Annotated in this window: 11 protein-coding genes; 5 read left to right on the top strand and 6 right to left on the bottom strand. The window is 58.2% G+C overall.

Going from position 1 to position 21,409, the window contains the following annotated elements; genetic code table 11:
- Positions 1 to 116 precede the first annotated feature (116 nt).
- Positions 117 to 2,093 (bottom strand): bifunctional tRNA (5-methylaminomethyl-2-thiouridine)(34)-methyltransferase MnmC2/FAD-dependent 5-carboxymethylaminomethyl-2-thiouridine(34) oxidoreductase MnmC1, encoded by a 1,977-nt coding sequence (mnmC, locus tag AUC61_RS19250; RefSeq protein ID WP_243247750.1) that lies wholly within the window; start codon positions 2,091 to 2,093, stop codon positions 117 to 119.
- A gap of 208 nt (positions 2,094 to 2,301) precedes the next feature.
- Between mnmC and AUC61_RS19245 the strand changes: the two genes are divergently transcribed.
- Positions 2,302 to 7,035, top strand: a complete 4,734-nt coding sequence (locus tag AUC61_RS19245; protein ID WP_243247749.1) for an NEL domain-containing protein — start codon at positions 2,302 to 2,304, stop codon at positions 7,033 to 7,035.
- Positions 7,036 to 7,257: 222 nt separating this feature from the next.
- Complete coding sequence (pap, locus tag AUC61_RS19240) at positions 7,258 to 8,754, top strand: polyphosphate:AMP phosphotransferase (RefSeq protein WP_243247748.1); 1,497 nt, start codon at positions 7,258 to 7,260, stop codon at positions 8,752 to 8,754.
- 192 nt (positions 8,755 to 8,946) lie between these two features.
- Here pap and AUC61_RS19235 read toward each other — a convergent pair whose 3' ends face one another.
- Genes AUC61_RS19235 through AUC61_RS19225 form a run of 3 tightly spaced genes read right to left on the bottom strand, consistent with a single transcriptional unit; the run spans position 8,947 to position 13,844 of the window.
- A complete protein-coding gene (locus AUC61_RS19235; RefSeq protein WP_243247747.1) occupies positions 8,947 to 10,296 on the bottom strand; it encodes an HlyD family type I secretion periplasmic adaptor subunit in 1,350 nt (449 codons plus the stop codon).
- 12 nt (positions 10,297 to 10,308) lie between these two features.
- Positions 10,309 to 12,465, bottom strand: coding sequence for a type I secretion system permease/ATPase (locus AUC61_RS19230; protein WP_243247746.1), 2,157 nt, complete (start codon positions 12,463 to 12,465; stop codon positions 10,309 to 10,311).
- A gap of 23 nt (positions 12,466 to 12,488) precedes the next feature.
- Positions 12,489 to 13,844 (bottom strand): TolC family outer membrane protein, encoded by a 1,356-nt coding sequence (locus tag AUC61_RS19225; RefSeq protein WP_243247745.1) that lies wholly within the window; start codon positions 13,842 to 13,844, stop codon positions 12,489 to 12,491.
- A gap of 420 nt (positions 13,845 to 14,264) precedes the next feature.
- Between AUC61_RS19225 and AUC61_RS19220 the strand changes: the two genes are divergently transcribed.
- Positions 14,265 to 17,144: a retention module-containing protein gene (locus AUC61_RS19220; RefSeq protein ID WP_243247744.1), complete on the top strand. Its 2,880-nt coding sequence runs from the start codon at positions 14,265 to 14,267 to the stop codon at positions 17,142 to 17,144.
- A gap of 119 nt (positions 17,145 to 17,263) precedes the next feature.
- Here the strand turns inward: AUC61_RS19220 and AUC61_RS19215 are convergent, their stop codons facing one another.
- Both AUC61_RS19215 and AUC61_RS19210 read right to left on the bottom strand, forming a co-directional pair.
- Positions 17,264 to 17,665: a YbaN family protein gene (locus AUC61_RS19215; RefSeq protein ID WP_122664973.1), complete on the bottom strand. Its 402-nt coding sequence runs from the start codon at positions 17,663 to 17,665 to the stop codon at positions 17,264 to 17,266.
- Between the two features lie 11 nt (positions 17,666 to 17,676).
- Complete coding sequence (locus AUC61_RS19210) at positions 17,677 to 18,264, bottom strand: UPF0149 family protein (protein ID WP_243247743.1); 588 nt, start codon at positions 18,262 to 18,264, stop codon at positions 17,677 to 17,679.
- Between the two features lie 187 nt (positions 18,265 to 18,451).
- On the opposite strand from AUC61_RS19210, the gene recQ reads away from it, so the two are divergent.
- Both recQ and AUC61_RS19200 read left to right on the top strand, forming a co-directional pair.
- Positions 18,452 to 20,581 (top strand): DNA helicase RecQ, encoded by a 2,130-nt coding sequence (gene recQ, locus AUC61_RS19205; protein WP_243247742.1) that lies wholly within the window; start codon positions 18,452 to 18,454, stop codon positions 20,579 to 20,581.
- Positions 20,582 to 20,878: 297 nt separating this feature from the next.
- Positions 20,879 to 21,313, top strand: coding sequence for a MarR family transcriptional regulator (locus tag AUC61_RS19200; RefSeq protein ID WP_122664971.1), 435 nt, complete (start codon positions 20,879 to 20,881; stop codon positions 21,311 to 21,313).
- Positions 21,314 to 21,409 lie beyond the last annotated feature (96 nt).

The following is a 21,409-nucleotide window of genomic DNA, read 5'->3' as shown; positions in this document are numbered from 1 at the left end:
GGTTACTTTCGCGCTTTTCGAAAGTGACCCGCCGTAAGGGCGGAACCCCAACGTGGCCGTTACCCAGATAACGGATACACACACGCGTAAAAAACTCACGATATTTCAGACTTTTATCACTTCCCCCGAATCAACTCCCGCAACATAAACCGATTCGGATGACACGCCTCAGCCACACTGCGGGGTAATGGCAGTGGCTCATTGTCGAGCCAGGCGGCAAGCAACTCGGCGCACAGTGGCGCCGTAATCAGACCGCGCGAGCCATGACCGCTATTGATATACAAACCGTCTAGCCAAGGGCAGGGTGCATCGGGAATCTGCCGAGCGTCCTTGCCCAGCGCGGCATAAGCCTGAACAAATGCATCCCTGTCCGCCAACGGCCCGATGATCGGCAGATAATCCGGGCTGGTGCACCGGAACGCAGCCCGGCCTTGCAACTGTTCTACCGGTAGATGAGCAGCACCGAGACGCTCACTCAAGTCCGGAGAGATCTCCTGCAACAGCTGCAGATTGCCCAGATGATCGGCCGTCGTGGTGCTTAAGTCTTCATTGGTGAAATCAAAACTGGCCCCTAGCGTATGTTCACCCAGCCTTGCCGGAGCGACGTAGCCTTCAGCGCATACCACCGTGCCCAGTGCCTTGCTGGCAGCCGTTTGCGCCAGACGCGTGATCTGCCCGCGAATACGCTTGAGTGGTAACGAAGCACTCAAGGGGAATTGCCTGATATCGGCTGCTCCAGCAAGCACCACAACTTCTGCCTGATCCAGCAACTCCTCGCCATCCCACGCTTGCCATCGGGCAGATTCACGGCGCAGCTCGACGACGTTTCGATGAGTTTGCAGACGAATATTCTCGTGACCGACATGCGCACGGCACAAGGCTGGCGGATGCACCCAGCCGCCCTCAGGGAAGAACAAACCGCCACTTTCCAGCGCTATGCCACTGCGCGCTTCGGCGGCCGGTTGATCAACCTGATGCAATAACTCTTCAGGAAACGCTGCCGCCAGTTGCGCCTGACGCTGGGCTTCCTTGTCGTTGAAGGCCAGTTGCAGAACCCCGCAAGCATCCCAGTCCACGCCTCTTTGCAGGCGTTCGAGAATGCGCCGGGTGTAACCGAACCCGCTGAGTATCAACTGCGACAACGCCGTGCCGTGTGCCGATAGCTTCAGATAAAGCACACCCTGTGGATTACCCGACGCTTCCTGCGCAAGGTCGCTGTGGCGTTCTATCAACGTCACTCGCCAGCCCCTTGCCGCAAGGCTTGCAGCGGTGGTGCAGCCAGCCATGCCGCCGCCAATCACGATGGCTTTGCGTTCGCCTGCCAATGGCGCCGGGCGGGCAAACCAGGGCTTGATCGCTGGCACTGGCGGTGCCTCTTCCGGCCAGCCAAGGAACGTGCCGCGCAAAACTTCCCATTTGTGTCCAATGCCTGGCACTCGTTTCATTTTGAAACCTGCAGCATTCAGGGCACGGCGGACCCAGCCGGTGCTGGTGAAGGTACCAATCGTCGAGTTCGGCGCGGCCAATCGGGCCAGTTCGGCGAACAGCTCGGGTGTCCACATCTCCGGATTTTTCGCCGGAGCGAAGCCGTCCAGAAACCACGCGTCAATTTGTCCATCCAGCTGCGGCAGCATGTCCAGCACGTCACCGATTAGCAGGGTCAGCGTCACGCGTCCGCCGTTGAACACCAGGCGCTGAAAACCCTCATGCACCGCCACATACTGCTCCAGTAACGGCTCGGAAAAGGGCGACAGTTCAGGCCACAGTCCGAGGGCGCGCTTGAGGTCTGACTGGCTCAGCGGGAATTTTTCGACGCTGACAAAATGCAGTCGTGCAGACGCAGGTGCACACTCGGCGAACAGTTGCCAGGCGCAAAGAAAATTGAGACCGGTACCAAATCCCGTCTCGCCAATCACCAATCGCCCATTCACTGGCAATGCGCTGAAACGATCTCGCAGATCGTTTTGCACCAGAAATACGTGTCGGGTCTCTTCAAGGCCTGCCCCGGTCGCGAAGTAGACGTCGGAGAACTCCCGGGAAAGAGGGTTGCCCTGTTCGTCCCAGTCGATCTGGGCATGGCGGGTGATGGTCACGGTATGGCTCGGCTTGTGTACGGAGGGGGCGTGCATCTTAGCGTAGCAAGCGCCGCACCTGTAGGCGCTTCGGTGCGATCTTCTGCAGGGATTGCCGGGTTGTATGGCCTGGCATGAAGCAGAAAATCCCCATGCCGGTATTAACTATCTACCCCCTCAGGCACGACTAAACCTGATCACGTGCAGACTCTTCTATAGGAGTCATGCAATGAGCAAACCTGTAATCCAACCCCACCAGCGTCACATCAAAAATACCCTGCCATCCTGGTACGTCTATACAACCGCCGAACTGCGTCAGCGATTGCATCGCGACATGCTGCGCAGCCATCACCTTCGTGATCAGATGAGCAAGGCCCTCGGCGGCATGCAGGATCTAATGACATTCGCCCGTCCTTTGTTGAACCATGCACTCACCGAGGCATTCGGGCCGGGTCTGGATATCGACCGTGATCACTTTCGCCATGTTCGTTTTGCGGACACTTGGGTGCCACTGCCGGGGGAGTTGGTGGAGCGCAGCTTTACCGTGCAGTCGTTACTGGAAGCTGCGCTGCAGAACTTCCATCAGGAGGAGGTTGATGAGGTCACTGGCGACTCGGTGATTTATCACGGCAAGCCCAATCTTGCGAACTTCGCTTCGGGCACCAGTTACCCTCACGCCCTGAAGGTGTCGCCAGCGAAGTTTATGGCGTTATGTCGAACTCTGGATATTGGTGGCCAATACCAGAATCATCTCAAGTCTGTACTTGAGCCGGTTTCCGGCACGCTGGCGACGGGGGCGCTGACTACCAGTCAGATCAAGGATGTGCTGAGTCATCAGGTGCGTAATGCCTTGTATGTCGAGGCGCACCTTGCGTACATGCGAGGGAGCGAGGTGCTTTCCTGGGAGGCTTATCGTTCAGTCCTCTCAGCCATCGGGCACTGGGCGGATCAGGGGCGGGCGCAGGTTCTGGATATCCAGCGTCTGACGCTGCTCGGTTTTGCGGTGCGCGACGTTCTGGTGTTCCAGGCCCGCAACCTGACCGGCTGTGTGGTGTATCTGCCGGACGACCCGATAGCTCCTCTCAAAGAATACGATTCACTGGATCAGTTCGTGAAAGAGCTGCGCACAAAACTGAAAACTGGCGACTATCAGCGTTATTTCGCCGGTTTTATTGCGCAACGGCGCAGGGCCGAGTTTCTCGGCAGGCTCCGTGCGTGCCTGACGCCAATGCGCGAGCGTCGGGTGCCAGGAGATACAGGATTGATCCCCAGAATGTGGCTGGTACCGGAGGTCGATGCAGATGCCGATCTGCAACCGATCGCCGAGACCATTCCTTATCCACTGCTGGAGTATTTGTATTTTCAGCGAATGCTGCGCATCAAGGACGACGCCAGAGCATTGGCTGTGCCTACCGGCGATGAGGATGAAGCGTCACGTCGTGCGCGGTTGGCTCACTGCCTGGCATTAGGGATGAACGTCGCCAATCTGGCCGCTTTGTTCGTGCCGGTGCTCGGCGAACTCATGATGGTAGTGGCGGGTGCGCAACTGCTGGTCGATACCTTTGAAGGCGTCGAAGCATGGGCGCTCGGCGATATGGATCAGGCGCTTGAGCACCTGGCCAGCGTTGCGGAAAACCTGGCAATGCTTGCAGTTTTCGCCGCCGCCGGTAAAGCCGCGTCTTCGGGTGAGCTGCCAGCGATAAAGGACTCCTCGTTCGTGGGCAATATGATCCCGGTCAAGCTGGACAATGGCCAGACGCGCCTATGGTCGGTGGACCCCAAGCCGTTCGCTGTCGATGTCACGCTGCCGAAGGGAGCCACGCCCACTGCAGAAGGGATCTTCGAACATCAAGGCGTCAAGTACATCGGGTTACAAGGACGGTTCTATCGGGTAGAGCTGGACACTGCTCTGAATAAATGGCGAATCAAGCCGCCTCGGGGCAAGCGTTTTTCTCCGAAACTGGAGCACAACGGCGCTGGAGCCTGGCGACATGAAGGTGAAGACCCTATGGTCTGGGATTTGAAAACATCGTTCCGGCGTCTGGGCTACTCGGTGACGGATTTGTCCGCGCAGGCTGCTGAAGACGTTCTGAGCGTAACGGGTACTGATCAGGCGTTGCTCACCACGTTGCATCTTGAGGGGCTGCCACCGCCCGGAGCGTTGACGGATGCTGTTGAGCGTTTCGCGCTGAACGAGCGTGTGATGCAGATGAACGCCGATGCTCCGCAGGTGCTGTTTGAGCGCCTCAATCAGTTGCGTGAAGCCAGCAATGATCCTCTGGTGCAGCTGATGAAAAGGCATTTTCCGGGGATGACCGGAGCAGCAGCCCGCGAGTTACTGCTTGAAGTCACTGCGCCGCAATTGAGGGCAATGCAGACTACGCAGTCAATCCCTGTGAATATTGCCGGACGGGCCCGTGGTTACTTGCAGCAAACCCGGATCAATCAGGCGCTGGAGGGCTTTTTTCTGCAATCGCGATCGGGCAGCCCCGACACGCTGAAACTGTCCTTGCATGGATTGCAGCAACTGCCGGGATGGCCTGCTGACCTGCGGATTGAAATCAGGGAAGGTGCGTTTGGCGGAGCCTTGCTGGACGGCCTGGGCGAGCGCTCGACCACTCGACGCAGGGTTCTTGTCAAACAGGGCAATCGCTACACGCCTTGCGATGCGACAGGGAAAGAGCTGGCCCCTCAGGGTGAATTTTTTGCCTCTGTGGTAAACGCGTTACCCGGCGATGTTCTGCGTGACATCGGCATCACAGAGGCCGCTGCGCTTCGTAAACGCATTGTCAGTGAGGCAACCCGGCAACGCGTGTGGGCAGCGAAAACGCTTGGCCTCCAGGAAATTACTCCCGGTTTCCGTGGCCCGGCACGTCTGGCAGATCGACGCCTGGGTTACGAGTTGAGCGGCCGAGGCGCGGCGCTGCCCGACTTGCCAATTGAGTCTGTTGAGTTGATCACGGCGATGAGCATCCTGTATCCGGAAGCGCCCGATCTCGCAACCCATGTGCAAAATCTGATGTTGCGGGGCTGGGACATCCCGCAATTGGTGGAGATGACCCGGGCCAGATTACAGTCCTGGGAAATGTTGCGCAGTGCGCTGGAGGGTTGGGCAAACCCCAGTGGTCCTGGACCTTTAATCAGCAACGAGCGATTGGCTGTTCGTCAGGTCATTGCGGATGCCTTAGGACGAACCTGGCGATTCAGTGACCTGATATCGCCTATGCACTCCAGGAACCTCTTGCTGGAGAACCTCGACCTTACCGGGCTTTCCGATATGCCCGAGCTGCCTGCCCACTATGCACAGGTTCACCATCTGACGCTGAGTACCGTCACAGGTGCAGCCGAGGATATCAACCGCTTTCTGGGGCGTTTTCCTGCGGTGAACCGACTGGAAATACTCGGTCGAGGCCTGACTGAAATCCCGGAAGGCGTGGTGGGTATGGGGGATTTGGTTCACTTGTCACTTGAAGGCATGGGGTTGACCATTGATCAGCAGTCCATGGACCTGTTCATGAGGATACGGGCTCTGGATGACCTTGATCTGACCGGTAATGTACTCGGGGAAATTACCGACGTCGGTCGCCTGCACATCTCAACACTCTGGCTCAACGATACGGGATTGACCCAATGGCCATCCTGGGTTGATGAACTTCCGCTGCATACGCTGGATATCAGTGATAACCAGATCGTGCATTTGCCTGAGCGTGTCCTGGAGAACAGCACGGGGCAGCCTTCGCAGATGACCATTCATGCTTATGACAACCCTATCGATAATGAGGAGCTGCGCAGGTTCTGGGTCAATGATCGCGGTTACGACATGACCTATCGTCTTGAATACGATTTCCCTGAGGAGATTCGTGATCTGGTGGTGGATACCACCTCCAGTGATGACGAAGCCTCGTCGGATGACGATGTCGATTGGCATTCACACAATGCCGGTCATACACCTCTCGCGCCGCCGGTGCCAGTGGCGGATATCTGGCTCGTCGAAGGACGCACTGAACTGAATTCACGATTGAACATTGCCTGGCAAACGGTGGAAGAGGCGGCGGATGCGCCCAACCTGCTGGTATTGCTGCAGCGCCTTCAAGAGGCTCCGGATTTCCAGCGCTTTCACGAAGAACTGGCCAATGACGTGATGAGAGTGCTTGAAGCTGCGGCGCAAAGTCCGACGTTGCGCGCTGAGCTGGAAGTCATGGCCAATGATCGGCTGTTCGGTGCTGATCAGACCTGTGAGGACGGCGCGAGGCTTATTTTCAGCGACATTCAGGTTGCAGTTTATGCCCGGAGGGCGTTGCAAGAAGTGCCCGAGGCGCAGCATACCGAAGTGCTGTTTCGGGTCATGCGTGGCCTGTTTCGTCTGAACGAGGTACAGGCCATTGCCGATCTGGAAATCGCCAGCAGGGAAAGTCGCGGGGTTCATGTTGACCATGCCGAAGTTCGTATGGCGTATCGAATCGGCCTGGCTCCCGATTTGAACTTGCCGGGTCAGCCGCTGAGCATGGCCTGGAGCCGACTGGCTTCGGTGGATCGTCAGGCGATTCTTGCGGCACGGCGCCTGGTGCTCGAGCGCGAAATCGGTGACGAGTTTGTGAACTACGCGCTGGCTGATCGTCGCTGGACCGAACGCTTGCGCGTGGAGCATCAAACTGACCTGGTGCGGGTGACTGCGTCCATCCGGGAGCAGATGAATGCCCTTGAAGAGCACCCACCTATTGATATTGCCGAGGATCTACGTCGGCGCAGTGAGGTCAACGCCCGCCTGGTTGCTGCCCACGTGACGAACGATCTGGAAGCGTTGGCACGGGAAAACCTTGAGCTTGAACAACTGATAGCCAACCCGCCGATTGATAACGATGAATACGACCGACAGGGCCGAGCCCTGATCGCCAGTCTAAACGCGGCCGAAAAGGCTCTGCTTGAGCAATTGACCCACAACATGCGCCAGCGATGGTTCTGATTCATTGATCCATCTCCGGCAACTTTGCCGGGGATGGATTAGTCTCAGGGTTATTACCCAGTCTTAAGCAGGCGGAGGACCTGTAGGAGTGAGCTTGCTCGCGATAGCGTCACGTCAGACGATAGCTATCAACGTACAAACCTCATCGCGAGCAAGCTCACTCCTACAGGCGTTAACGTCGTTTCAGATGTTTACAGGGGCCAGGCCAGAGAGGAGTCATGCATGTTCGAATCCGCTGAAATCGGTCACATCATTGCCAAGGAAACCTACGATGCTGAAGTTCCCGCCTTGCGCGAAGCGTTACTGGAAGCGCAGTACGACCTTCATGAGCAGGATAAGCGCCAGATCATCGTATTGATCAATGGCATTGAAGGTGCGGGCAAGGGCGAAACGGTCAAGCTGTTGAATGAATGGATGGACCCTCGTTATATCGAGGTGCGCACCTTCGATCAGCAGACGGATGAAGAACTGGCGCATCCCGCAGCCTGGCGTTATTGGCGGCAGTTGCCCGCCAAGGGCCGGATGGGGATTTTCTTCGGCAACTGGTACAGCCAGATGCTGCAAGGCCGGGTTCACGGGCTGTTCAAGGATGCGGTTCTTGATCAGGCAATCAACGGTTCCGAACGCCTGGAAAAGATGCTCACCGATGAGGGCGCGCTGATTTTCAAGTTCTGGTTTCATCTGTCGAAGAAACAGATGAAATCGCGCCTCAAGCAGCTCAAGGACGACCCATTGCACAGCTGGCGCATCAGCCCGCTGGACTGGCAGCAATCCAAAACCTACGACAAATTTGTTCGTTACGGCGAGCGTGTTCTACGGCGCACCAGCCGTGAGTATGCGCCGTGGCATGTTATCGAAGGCGTTGACCCGTATTACCGCAGCCTGACCGTGGGCCGTTTGCTGCTTGAAGGCATGCAGGCGGCGTTGAACGCGCCTGAGACCACACCGCAACCGCTGAGCGTTGGGCCGCTGGCGCATAACCATGATGAAGTGACCCTGCTGGGCAGCCTCGACATGAGCCTGAGCCTGGAGAAGGATGATTACGAAGAGCAACTGATTACCGAACAGGCGCGGCTGTCGGGCAATATTCGCGACAAGCGCATGCGCAAACATGCATTGGTTGCAGTGTTCGAAGGCAACGATGCGGCGGGTAAGGGCGGTGCAATTCGCCGGGTGGCGGCGGCGCTCGACCCACGCCAATACAACATTGTGCCAATCGCCGCGCCCAGTGAAGACGAGCGCGCTCAGCCCTACCTGTGGCGTTTCTGGCGACAGATTCCGGCGCGGGGCAAATTCACTGTATTCGATCGTTCCTGGTATGGGCGGGTATTGGTGGAGCGGGTCGAGGGGTTCTGTAGCGAGGCTGACTGGCTACGGGCTTATGGCGAGATCAATGACTTCGAGGAGCAACTGACCGATGCCGGCATAGTGGTGGTCAAATTCTGGCTCGCCATCGACGACAAGACCCAGCTGGAGCGTTTCAAAGCCCGGGAGAAGATCCCTTTCAAACGCCACAAGATCACCGACGAAGACTGGCGCAACCGTGAAAAGTGGCCGCAATACCGTGAGGCAGTAGGCGACATGGTGGATCGCACCAGCACCGAGATTGCGCCGTGGACACTGGTTGAAGCCAATGACAAACGCTGGGCGCGGGTGAAGGTCCTACGCACCCTCAACGAGGCGCTGGAAGCGGCATTTGCCCGGGATAAGAAGAGGTGATGCTGAAAATTAACTCTTTTTGAGCGCTTATCGCCTGTATCGCGGGCAAGCACCGCTCCCACAGAGACCGCATTGTCCTGTTGGAGCGTAATACCCTGTAGGAGCGCACGAGCACCGCGAGGCCGCGATAGCGGTGCATCAGGCAGGACGCCATCGCTGCCTCGCGGTGCTCGTGAGCTCCTACAGAATCACTTACCGCTCCCGCAGCGCCTCCGTCCTGGCCTTCAACACCGGCTTCAACAAGTAATCCATCACGCTTTTCTCGCCGGTAATGATATCCACGGTGGCGATCATGCCGGGGATGATCAGCAGCGGTTTTTCGTCGCTACCCAAGTGATTGCGATCTGTACGCACCTGAATCAGATAGAAGCTGTTGCCTTTGTCATCCGTCGTCGTGTCCGCCCCGATCAGTTCAAGCTTCGCCGGGAGTCCGCCATAGATCGTGTAGTCGTAGGCACTGAACTTGACCATGGCCTTCTGGCCGGGATGCAGGAACGCGACGTCCTGCGGCCGCACCTTGGCTTCGATCAGCAAGTTATCTTCCAGCGGCACGATCTCGACCAGATCGCTACCCGGCTGAACCACGCCGCCAATGGTATTGACCTTGAGCATCTTGACGATGCCGCGCACCGGCGAAACGACAGTCGTGCGGCTGACCCGGTCGTCAATGGCAATACTGGTGGCGGTGATTTTCGCCAGCTCCGAACGCCGCTCATTGAGTTCTTTAGAGGCGTCGGAGCGGAAGGTCATCTCTGATTCCTGCACCTTGCTCTTGATCTCGTTGATCGCCGCTTCAGCCCGGGGAATGGCCAGCGTTGCAGCTTCCAGCGAACCTCTGATATCTACCGCGCTGCGCTTCAGACGAAGGATTTCCACCGGCGACACGGCTCCGGAAGCCACCAGTGGCGACGACATGTTCAGCTCTTGCTGGACCAGTCCCAGGCTGCTGCGGTACTGCTCCTGCTTGGCGCGGAATTCGGCCAGCTCTTGAGTCTTCTGTCGCAACTGCTCATTCAGCGTGCGTTGCTCGCTGGTCAAGCGTCGCTGCCGGGATTGGTAAAGCGATAACTCATCCCGCGCGGTTTGCGCAGCCTTGGCGACGATCTCATCCGAAAGCTTGAACGGCCAGCCCTGAGACTCCGCTGACAGGCGCTCCACTTGAGCGCTCAAGGTGTAGCGATCAACTTCGCTTTCGCCCTTGTTGGAAAGAAAGCGCGTGTCATCCAGACGCAACAGCGTGTCGCCTTTGTTCACCAGTTGCCCTTCACGAACAAAAATCTCGGTAACGATGCCGCCTTCCAGGTTCTGGATAATCTGCACTTTGCTCGATGGGATGGCTTTGCCTTCGCCCATGGTGACTTCCTGAAGTACAGCGAATTTGGCCCAGACCAGCGCCGTCAGCATCAGGCTTGCGACTACCCAGACGGTGATGCGCGATTTGCGTGGCGAGTCCTGAGCCATGGCACCGGCCAGATACGGCATGAATTCGAGGTCGTCGCGCAGGCGTGGATTGAAGTAACGCGGAGAAGTAGAGGCGGGCATAAGTGATGCTCCTTAAACCGCGCCCGGACCGATCTGGCCCTTGCGCAGTGCTTCGATTACAGCGTCTTTGGGGCCGTCGGCGACGAGCTTGCCGTTGTCCATGACCAGCAAGCGATCAACGAGTGTCAGCATCGACATGCGATGGGTCACTAGCAGCAAGGTCTTGCCCGGTAGCAGCTCGTACAGGTGTTGGCGCAGTTGATCTTCGCTGCTGTTGTCCATGTGGCTGGTCGGTTCGTCCAGCAGCAACAACGGTGGGTCGAGCAGCAACGCGCGGGCCAGCAGGACTGTTTGTCGTTGACCACCCGAGAGCAACTGCCCGCGCTCACCGACTGGCCGGTCGAATCCCTGCGGGTGCCGCAGCGCCAGCTCATCAACGCCGGTCAGGCGCGCCACCTCAAGCATGCGTGAATCACTGATGTAGCGAGCGCCCAGGGTCAGGTTGTCGCGCAGGCTGCCGGACAACAAGGGCAAGTCATGAGCGACATAGCCGATCTGCTGGCGTACATCAGCGACGTCCAGTTGTCGCAGGTCGAGGTTGTCGAGTAAGACCTGACCTGCGTCGGGCGGGTAAAAGCCCATCAGCAATCTTGCCAGCGTGCTCTTGCCGGAGCCGCTGCGACCAATAATGCCGATCCGTTCACCGGGGCGGATCTTGAAGCTGACCGCCGATAGCGCTTCAGCCCCTTTGGCTGCATAGCGAAAGCTCACCTGGTCCATGCTCAGCCCGCCCAGCAGCGCGCTGTTTTGCAGGGGCTTTTGCTCAGCCTGGGTTTCCTGAGGCAGGCTCATCAAGGCGTCGGTACTGGTCATGGTCAGTCGCGCTTGCTGATAGCGAGTAATCAAACCGGCGATTTGCCCGAGTGGAGCCAGCACGCGACTGCCGAGCATGTACGTGGCGACCAGCGCGCCGACGCTGAGGTTACCGGCGATGATGCTGTAGACCCCGGCAACAATCGTTGCCATGCCAGCGAATTGCTGGACGAACAGTGTGCCGTTGCTGGCCAGCGCGGCAAGGTTGCGAGCGTGGCCGTCGAGGCGGGTCAGAGCACCGTGGGTACTCTCCCATTGGTGTTGCCGCTGGCTCTGTGCGCCGCAGGTCTTGAGGGTTTCGAGGCCGCCCAGGGTTTCGATCAGCAGGCCCTGGCGTTCAGCACCCAGCGCCAGACTTTTCTGCACGGTATCGCGCAGGCGGACCTGGATCAGCCAGGCAAAGACAATCGTCAGCGGGAAGGCGATCACGGGGATCAGTACCAGCCAGCCACCCAGCAAGCCAATGACCAACAGCATCAGCGCAGCGAAGGGCAGATCGATGAGGCTGGTCAGGGTCACTGCGGTCAGGAATTCGCGCAGCCCTTGAAAGTCATGGATGCTTTGCGCGAAGCCGCCAATGGTCGCCGGGCGTGCTTTCATGGTCATGCCCACGATGCGCTCGAACAGCGTTGCGGAGAGAATCAGGTCGGTTTTACGACCGGCCTGGTCCAGCAGGTGTGCACGAATCAGACGCAGACCGAGCTCGAACACTGTGCCGATCAGCAATCCGATTGCCAGCACCCACAGGGTTGAAGTGGCCTGGTTGGGCACTACTCGGTCGTAGGTCTGCATGACGAACAGCGGGACCATCAAGCCCAGTACGTTGATCAACAGGCTGGCCAGAATCGCGTCGCTGTACAGACCACGCGACAGCTTGAGCGTATCGCGAAACCACGCCTTGACCCGTGGTACCAGCGGCGCGCGCAAGTCTTCGAGTTCATGGCGCGGACGTGCGAACAGGGCCTGGCCACTGTAGCTTTTGGTCAGATCCTCGCGAGTGACCCATTGCTCGCCACCCTCGCTTTCGCAGGGCAGGATCAACGCCCGGCCATCCTCCCCCCAGCTGCGGAGTACCGCACAGCGCTGCCCGTCCAGAAGCAGTAAAACCGGCAGAATCAAGGCGTCGATCGCGTTGAGTTCGCGGCGCAGCCAGCGCGCCTGCAGCCCTGCCCGGGCTGCCGCGCGTGGCAGCAAGTCGGCACTCAAGCGCTGCTCCGCCAGGGGCAGGCCGGTACACAGGCTGGTTCTGCTGGCGGCACAGTCATGCAATCGGCAAAGAATCAGCAGGCCGTCTAGCAGCGGGTCATCAAAGCTTGAACGGGCATCGAGTGAAAAGGGCAATTCCATGCTGGTCACAGGCGTACTCCCGAGGAGAAGCGTTATTTCAGTTCAGGCAGGCGTGCGTCGCTTTTGACTTCCGTCAACGCGATAGCCTCGGAGGGCACCACGACTCGTTGCTTGCGCAGCAATTCGCCCTCGGTCGCGAGCACGCGATACATGGCGAACTCCTCGGTGTAACGCACTTCGGTGTAACGGCGGCTGGCGTTGTACAACTCGTTTTCGCTGTCCAGCAGATCCAGCAGTGTGCGTTGGCCGAGGCCGAACTGATCCTGATAAGCGGCCCGTACGCGTGTGGTGGTTTCGGCATATTCCCTGGCCGCAGGTGTTTGCAGGCGGGCATTGGACATGGCGTTCCAGGCCAGCGAAAGGTTCTCGTTGAGCATGCGCAACGCGTTGTTGCGGATGTCCAGAGCTTGTCCGGTCTTGTAGGAGTCAGAGCGCAGGCGGGCCTTGTCCCGGTTGCCGTTGAACAGGTTGTAATTCATCACCACGGCAGCTCGCCATTCGTTGTCGTGGCCTTCTTCGCCTTGCAGATTGTTATTGGCGCCCACCGCCACTTCGGCATCGAAGCGCGGGTAGAACGGTGATTTAGCGATTTCGTATTGCTTTTGCGCGGCGTTGACATCGGCCTGAGCTGACTTGAGATAGGGGTTGTTAAGCAACATGCTTTGTTGTGCGGCACTAAGGCTCAACGGCACTTCGCCCTTGATCGACGGCGGAGTTTCCAGCTCGTCAGGCATGCGCCCGACAGCGCTGAAGAAGTTGGCTTCGGCATCAGCCAGATCCACCTGGGCAGTGTAGAAGTTGTTTTCTGCCAAGGCTCGGCGTGCCGCGGACTGGTCGCGGTCAGCCGTACTGCCCACGCCGCGCTCACTGCGCAAGCCGATCTGATCATTGATGCGCAAGTGCGCTTGCAGGTTGTTCTTGGCCAAAGTCAGCAACTCGCGCCGTTTCAGTACATCGAGATAAACCTCGATGGCCCGCAACGCGAGACTTTCCGAAGTACCCCGCACGTAATACGCCCGGGAGTCGACTACCGCTTTGGTGCGGCCGACTTCGTTCGGGGTATTGAAGCCATCGAACAGTAACTGGCGCAGGCGCAACTCTGATTGCGTGTAGTTCAGGTCACGATTGTCATGCCCATAAATCGCCCGGGTGGTGGGGTTGTCGGTACGTTGTCGGCCGTAACTGGCGACCAGGTCCACTGCGGGCAGGTATCCGCCTTTGGCGACGTTCACATCCTCATCGGCGGACAGCCGGTTGTTCTTGCTGGCCTGAATTTCCGGGTGGTTATCGAGCGTGTCCTGTATGGCGTCGGTCAACGACATGGCTTGCGCTTGAGCACAGGCCACCGCTAACACCACGGCACCGTAAAGCGGGGTCAAATCGCGCATGAATACTTCTCCCTAAGTAATACCGTTCTTGTTTGCCAAAAAACTGACGATCTGTGCGTTTAAAACCGTATCAGGTTTGTAACATCACAGCTAAGAACAACTTTGGAGGCAGCCAAGACGTTTTACTCATAACGCTTATGCCAAAAAAAACTTATGAGATTTATTCGATGCGAGCGATTGTCTATGGATTGATTTGCCTAAAAACAGCTATTTACGGTTGTTGTTTTCGAAAATTTAAAGTTATGACGTTTTTATGGCTTTACTGATCTTGATGATTTTTAAAGCGAAAACGGAGTTGCTGATAGGTGTCGGTTTTATGGCGTTTAAATAAATGTCGATCTTTCATCGGTTCATAGAAGGCGAAAAGCAGGCCTTTTTGTAACGGGAATGGTTCGGATTGTTGCAAGTCAGGGAGGGAATATGGGCGGGTTTATCGGCACGGTGCGACAAGTGGCGGGTGATGTATTTGCAGTGGCGGGCGACGGTACACGCAGGATTCTGATCGATGGCGATCGGCTGTTTGCCGGAGAACAGGTGCAGACCGGTGGAAGCGGTGCCGTGGCGGTCAATCTCAACGGCGGAGGCGAACTGACCCTCGGACGTGGCAGCAGTCTGCAACTCACGCCGCAGTTACTCAATCATCAGGCCGGGCATGTCGACACTGCGGACGAGCTAACGCCCACACTGGCTCAGTCTGCCGTGCAGCCCACGCAGACCGTATTGCCTGAACAAGTCATCAGCGCAGATGCGCAATTGCAAGCCCCTGAAGCTGCTGATGCCGGGCCGGAGGTGGCGGATGGTTCATCGCTGGGAGGCGGACATTCGGCATTGCTGTTGGCCGAGGTTGGCGGTGAGGTGACGCCGGAAATTGGTTTTCCGACTCAGGGCTTGAGCGCTGCTCCCGAGTTCCCCGAAGGGCGTATCGAGGGGCTTGGCGATGCCTCGAGTCGTTCAGGCAATGTTTATGAGCCTCCGGTTTTCATCGTGCCGCCTGCTGATCCCGAACCGCCGACAGACCCTGAGCCCCCGGTCGAGCCTCCTGTCGATCATGCCGTGGAGTTGTGCGGCGGTCAGCTGACGTTCAATGAAAACGACCTGTCCTGTGGCCCCGTCACCCAGGCCGGGGTGTTCACCGTCAGTGCCGTCGACGGGCTGCAAAGCCTTGTGGTCGGTGGGCTGGCGGTCATCAGCGCGGGCATTGTCGCCGGATTTCCGCTGACCATGCAGACCCCGCTAGGTAACACGTTCAGCGTGATCGGTTATGACCCCGCTACTGGCGAAGTCAGCTACAGCTACACCTTGCAGGGCGCCGCTGACCATCCTGCCGGTGACGGTACCAACGTTACGGGCGAGTCGTTCAGCGTCGTTGCCCACGACAGCGATGGTGATTCGGCCAATAGCACGCTGGACATAAACATTGTCGACGACGTGCCTGAAGCTCATTGCATCGAAGTCACACTGAGCGCTGATCCAGGGTGCCCCGGCTCGCCTCTGAACAGCGCCGGTGGCAGCTTGCTGCAGGGCGGTACTTTCGGCGCGGACGGCGGCTTTGTGCACTCCATCAGCATTGATGGCACCACTTACAGCTACGACCCGCACACCGGGCTGTGCGTCAGTTCCTGCGCCGGGGCCGGGGTGTTCGATCCCGCCACGCACAGCCTCACTGTCACCAGTGAAGGCGGCGGTACCCTGGTGGTGAACATGCTCAACGGGGACTTCAGTTATACCCCCTCGGCGAATCCTGGCTGTGAGCCTCTGACCGAGAACATCCAGTATGTAATCAGCGACAACGACGGTGACCTGGCCGGCTCCACTCTACAAATCAACGTTCCGGCCATTCAGCCCCCCGAAGGCCCGACGGCTGTGGCCGACAACGTCATCACCAATATTCTTGCACCGTGCATCAATATTCCCGGGGCGCTGTTGCTGGCCAATGACGTGCCCGGCGACGGTGGACCTTTGACCGCCAGCCCCACGGTGTTCCATACGGGGTGGCAGGCCAAGGGCGAGGGGTTTTCCAATGATTGCCCGAAAGTCATCGATTTTTCCGGTAAGCGGGATAACTCTGGCAACCAGTTAAAGAACCTCGAACGCAGCGACTTTACGAACACCGGTGCCATGACCGCAATGGTGGCTATTACGGGGTATCTGGGGGCATTCAGTGGTTCGGGGGCTAATGCGCAGGACCTTTACAGCTTCAGCCTGGTGGCTGGCGAGAGCGTGACGGTCGACCTGAAAAGTCTGGGCGATCAAATCGGTGTTCTCTGGCAACTGGACGGTGGCGAGTTTCAATTGCTGGACGCAGGCGGGACCTTTACCGCGACGGAAAACGGTGTCTATCGCATCCTTCTGGTTAATCAGCCTGACGCCGGACAACCCGGTCCTGCGGTTCACTACTCCCTTGATCTGGCGATTGACTACAGCGCTGCCGACACCACGCCGAATCACGAAAGTGCTTACACGGTGAGCGACGGCCATGGCGGCAGCGATTCAGCGGCGGTGAACATCAGTTATCAGGAAGGTTGCACGTTGCTGGGCACCACGGGTGACGACGTATTGCTCGCAGGTGCAGGAGACGACAGCCTGCATGGTGGCGATGGCAACGATGTGCTCAGCGGTGGGGCCGGGAACAACTATCTGTACGGCGATAACGGCAATGACATCCTGTTCAGCGAGGCGGGCAATGAAGTGCTGGATGGCGGCGCGGGTAATAACACCGCCAGTTATGCGTTGGCCGAGTCCGGTGTCACGGTCAGTACGGCGCAGCTCGGACCGCAAAACACCGGCGGGGCAGGTACTGACACGTTGATCAATATCCAGAACCTGATCGGTTCGGATTACGACGATCACCTCTCCGGTGACTACGAGGCCAATATCATCAATGGCGGTGCTGGCAATGACGTGCTGACTGGCGGCTTGGGCAACGACACGCTGACGGGCGGAGCGGGGCATGACACGTTCAAGTGGCTGTCGGGGGACAGTGGGCACGATGTGGTGACTGATTTCAGTCTCGGGGCTGACACTCTGGACTTGTCGAAGCTACTGCAGGGCTTTAGCGCGGGTGCGGATTCGCTGGATGACTTTCTGCATTTCAAGGTCACGGACAGTGGTGCGGATCTGGTGTCGAGTATTGAAATCGGATCGGGCGGTGCTTCACAAACGATCGACCTGGCGGGCGTTGATCTGGCGCATCACTATGGGGTCGGGGTTGGCGCGGGGGGCATGGTGTCTGGTGCTGATGCCGGGTCGATCATCAGCGGGATGCTGGGGGATCACTCGTTGAGGGCGGATGTGGTTTGAGGTGTTTGCCTTGAATTGTGTACAGCCTTATCGCGGCATACATATCCGTTACCGCAGAAATGGATATGTACCCAAAAATCCCTGCATGGAAAAGATGTGTCTCTTGGGCGACGCAACACTCAAGCCTTACGCAACGTCTTCTGCCGCAAGATATAAACCGTCACCAACACCGCACAGGTCACCATGAACACCCTTGCCCAAAGGAACGAAACGAGATAACAGGAAAACCCGATGCTGATCCACATCGTGACAATCGCGTAGACCTTACCCTTGAGCGGGATGCCGTTACCCTCAAGGTAATCGCGAATCCATGGGCCAAGCCGCGGGTGATTGACCAGCCAGTTATAAAAGCGCGGAGAGCTTCTAGCGAAGCACGCGGCGGCGAGCAATAGAAAAGGCGTGGTGGGCAGAATCGGCAGGAAAATCCCGATGACACCCAATACCACGCTTAACCAGCCAGCGCCCAGAAAGGCATAGCGTACGAACCGGTTACGACTCGTGCGCGGTGCGGCCTGCGCCATTAGGCGCAGACTCAGTGATGGCGAGGCTTGAGGATCGCAGGCTTTTCATCCGGCGCCTGGCACAGCAGGTACAGCGCGGTGAGCGCTTCCGGAATCTGTACGATCATGTCATCCATCAGGTTGGCATCAGCCGCGATGTCGGAGAACTCAGGCTGCTCATCGAACAGACCCGAACCGACCATGATCGGCAACAGCATCTCGCTGACTTCTTCCTCGGCGGTTTCGAACCAGGCGCTTTCACGCAGGAACACACCTTCCATGAAGCCAATGCACCAGCCGCGCAGGTCAGAATCATCCGGCTCGTCGCCCAGGTCCAGATCGCACGGCAGTTCGAACTCTTCATCCGAAGCCAGCTGGCGAGCAATGTGCGTCTGCAACTGGATCAAAGTGCCTTCGATCTCTTCGCGCTGCGCATCATCGGCGTAATGCGGTGGTTCGGAGAACAGCGCATCGATCCACTCGCGTTCTGGCACGGTTTCGGCGCAGATAGAAAGAGCGGTCAGGTAGCCATGAGCGGCCACGTAGTCCAGTGCCTCGTCATGCAGCTCATCTGCATCGAGGAAGACTTGCAGGCGGTTTAGTTGCTCAGCGAAGGACATTGACGGACTACCTTGGAAATAAACGATGCTGAATTCTAGGCCCTGAGCGCCTTGGGCGCCAGCGTGGAGGTGGATGCAATGCACGATGAGTTTAATTTCGACCGCTTATATCCCGGCTGCCCTTTGCCTGTGACACGTCGGGTATACTGCCGCGCTTTGCAGTGCAGCAGGACATTCTGGGGTTTTTATGCTCGAACAGGCGCAACGCGTACTTAAAGACATCTTCGGCTATGACAGCTTTCGTGGTCGCCAGGGTGCCATTATTGAACGCGTGGCCAGCGGTGGTGATGCGCTGGTGTTGATGCCCACCGGCGGTGGCAAATCGCTGTGTTTTCAGGTCCCGGGCCTGTTGCGTGATGGCCTTGCGGTGGTTGTTTCGCCGCTGATCGCCCTGATGGACGATCAGGTTGCCACTCTGGAAGAGCTGGGCGTCTCGGCAGCTGCGCTGAACTCTACCCTGAACGCCGATCAGCAGCGGGAACTGGCTCACCGGATTCGTCAGGGCGAAATCAAGATGCTGTACTTGGCGCCGGAACGTCTGGTTCAGCCACGCATGCTGGCGTTTTTGCAGAATCTGCAGATCGCCCTGTTCGCCATCGACGAAGCGCACTGCGTCTCTCAGTGGGGGCATGATTTCCGTCCCGAGTATCTGCAATTGGGACAGTTGGCAGAGCTGTTCCCCGATGTGCCACGTATCGCTCTGACTGCGACTGCGGACAAGCGTACCCGGGAAGAAATCGTCACCCGGCTGCATCTGCAGAACGCCGAGCGCTTTCTGTCGAGCTTCGACCGCCCCAATATTTTTTACCGCATCGTGCCCAAGGAGTCGCCGCGCAAGCAATTGTTGGCGTTTCTGTCCGAGCGTCGGAGCGACGCCGGTATCGTTTACTGCCTGTCACGCAAAAAAGTCGACGAAGTGGCGGCCTTTCTTTGCGAGAACGGTTACCCGGCGTTGCCTTATCATGCCGGCCTGCCTTCCGAGACCCGTGCTGCCAACCAGAAACGCTTCCTTAATGAGGAAGGCCTGATCATGGTTGCGACCATCGCTTTCGGCATGGGCATCGACAAGCCCAACGTGCGATTTGTTGCGCACATGGATTTGCCCAAGTCTCTTGAGGCCTATTACCAGGAAACCGGTCGAGCGGGTCGTGATGGTTTGCCCGCCGATGCGTGGATGGCCTACGGTCTGCAGGATGTGCTGATGCTCAAGCAGATGCTGCAGAACTCAGAAGGCGACGAGCGACACAAGCGTCTGGAGCACCACAAGCTCGATGCCATGCTGGCGCTGTGCGAAGAGACCCGCTGCCGCCGTCAGACGCTTCTGGCTTACTTCGACGAAGACATGCCCCAGCCGTGTGGTCATTGCGATAACTGTGTCGACGGCGTGCAGACCTGGGACGCGACAGAGCCAGCCCGTCAGGCGTTGTCGGCGATTTATCGTACAGGCCAGCGTTACGGGGTCGGTCATCTGGTGGATGTGCTGCTGGGTAAATCCAACGATAAAGTGCAGAACTTCGGTCATCAGCATCTTTCGGTTTTTGGTGTCGGCAAGGCGCGTTCCGAGGGCGAATGGCGTTCGCTGTTTCGCCAGTTGGTCGCACGAGGGCTGGCTGATATCGATCTGGAAGGCTACGGCGGGCTGCGCCTGAGCGACACCTGCCGTCCATTGTTGCGTGGCGAAGTGACGCTGGAGTTGCGTCGCGACCTGAAACCGCAGACCACGGCGAAAAGCAGCTCCGGCAGCCCGGCCAGCCAACTGGTGCGTACTGAAGAGCGCGAGCAGTGGGAAGCGTTGCGCGCGCTGCGACGCAAGCTGGCTGAAGAGCATGGCGTGCCGCCTTATGTCATCTTCCCGGACTCGACCTTGCTGGAAATGCTGCGCAGCAAACCCGAAACCATGTCGGACATGGCTCAGGTCGGCGGCGTCGGCGCACGCAAGCTGGAGCGCTATGGCGAAGCGTTTCTGGAAGTGCTGGGCGGTGCAGCCGAAGCGCCAAAGGTGGTGGCCGATGTGCGCCACGAACTCATCAGCCTGGCCCGTGCCGGGATGACGCCTGCACAAATTGCCGGTCAGTTGCAGTGCACCGAGAAAAACGTCTACACCATGCTCGCTGAAGCCATTGGCAGGCAGCAGCTGTCTCTGGAGCAGGCGCTGGACCTGCCGGAGGACCTTTTGGGCGAAATTCAGGATGCGTTCCTTGACGGCGAAGGTGAGTTACCGCCTGTAGCGGCCATCGCCGAGCAGTTTGCCGGGCGCGTACCGGAAGGGGTTCTGTATTGCGTACGCGCTGCCTTGCAAGCTGAATTCGAGGTTTGATACAGGCTGGCCTTATCGCTTGAACTGGAATGCTATTCCCGTGGGAGCGAATTCATTCGCGAAGGGGCTGGTACATTCTCAGCCTGTGTATCGCCTGAAATACCGACTTCCCGAATAAATTCGGTCCCACAGGTTTTGCATCGCGTATCAGGTTTATAGGCGGACGGAGTATCCCCTGCAGAGCACTACCCCCGCAGGCAGCAGATATCCAACTCATATACTTACAACCCCTCACTTGCCTCAATCCTGACGCCATGCTTAGCTGACTAATTATTAGTATCGACCCAGAGTTTCTCTATGCCAATGACAGATGAACACCGCTTCGGCATGCAACTGGCACATATGTCCCGTGGCTGGCGGGCAGAACTGGATCGACGCCTGGCCGATCTCGGGCTATCTCAGGCTCGATGGCTGGTGTTGTTACACCTTGCCCGTTTTCAGGAACCGCCTACTCAACGCGAACTGGCGCAGAGCGTGGGCGTTGAAGGCCCGACCCTCGCGCGTTTGCTTGATAGCCTTGAGGCGCAGGGGCTGGTGCAGCGCCATGCAGTAGCCGAAGACCGTCGCGCCAAGAAAATCGTCCTGTGTGACACTGCCCGTCCCTTGATCCAGAAGATCGAAGCCATTGCCACTGCGCTGCGGGTTGAGCTGTTCGCGGGTATCGATGAGGAAGAACTTCGGGTTTGTATGCGCGTCCACACGCGGATTCTGGCCAACCTCGAAAGATCCTGAGGCAGACACGCTCCTTCTCGCTCATACTTGCAGCCAGACATTGAAGTCCACGCCATGTATTGAATATGCAAAGAAGCCTGTTTCGGTTTCTATAAG

Source organism: Pseudomonas maioricensis, assembly GCF_022790535.1.
Taxonomy (GTDB): Bacteria; Pseudomonadota; Gammaproteobacteria; order Pseudomonadales; family Pseudomonadaceae; genus Aquipseudomonas; species Aquipseudomonas maioricensis.
The sequence above is the reverse complement of the archived record's forward strand: the minus strand, read 5'-3'. Positions and strand labels throughout refer to the sequence as shown.

Bases quoted from the DNA above. Each gene is read 5' to 3' on its own strand.
- AUC61_RS19245 (WP_243247749.1), top strand. From the start codon at position 2,302: ATGAGCAAACCTGTAATCCAACCCCACCAGCGTCACATCAAAAATACC.
- pap (WP_243247748.1), top strand. From the start codon at position 7,258: ATGTTCGAATCCGCTGAAATCGGTCACATCATTGCCAAGGAAACCTAC.
- AUC61_RS19235 (WP_243247747.1), bottom strand. From the start codon at position 10,296: ATGCCCGCCTCTACTTCTCCGCGTTACTTCAATCCACGCCTGCGCGAC.
- AUC61_RS19225 (WP_243247745.1), bottom strand. From the start codon at position 13,844: ATGCGCGATTTGACCCCGCTTTACGGTGCCGTGGTGTTAGCGGTGGCC.
- AUC61_RS19220 (WP_243247744.1), top strand. From the start codon at position 14,265: ATGGGCGGGTTTATCGGCACGGTGCGACAAGTGGCGGGTGATGTATTT.
- AUC61_RS19215 (WP_122664973.1), bottom strand. From the start codon at position 17,665: ATGGCGCAGGCCGCACCGCGCACGAGTCGTAACCGGTTCGTACGCTAT.
- AUC61_RS19210 (WP_243247743.1), bottom strand. From the start codon at position 18,264: ATGTCCTTCGCTGAGCAACTAAACCGCCTGCAAGTCTTCCTCGATGCA.
- recQ (WP_243247742.1), top strand. From the start codon at position 18,452: ATGCTCGAACAGGCGCAACGCGTACTTAAAGACATCTTCGGCTATGAC.
- AUC61_RS19200 (WP_122664971.1), top strand. From the start codon at position 20,879: ATGCCAATGACAGATGAACACCGCTTCGGCATGCAACTGGCACATATG.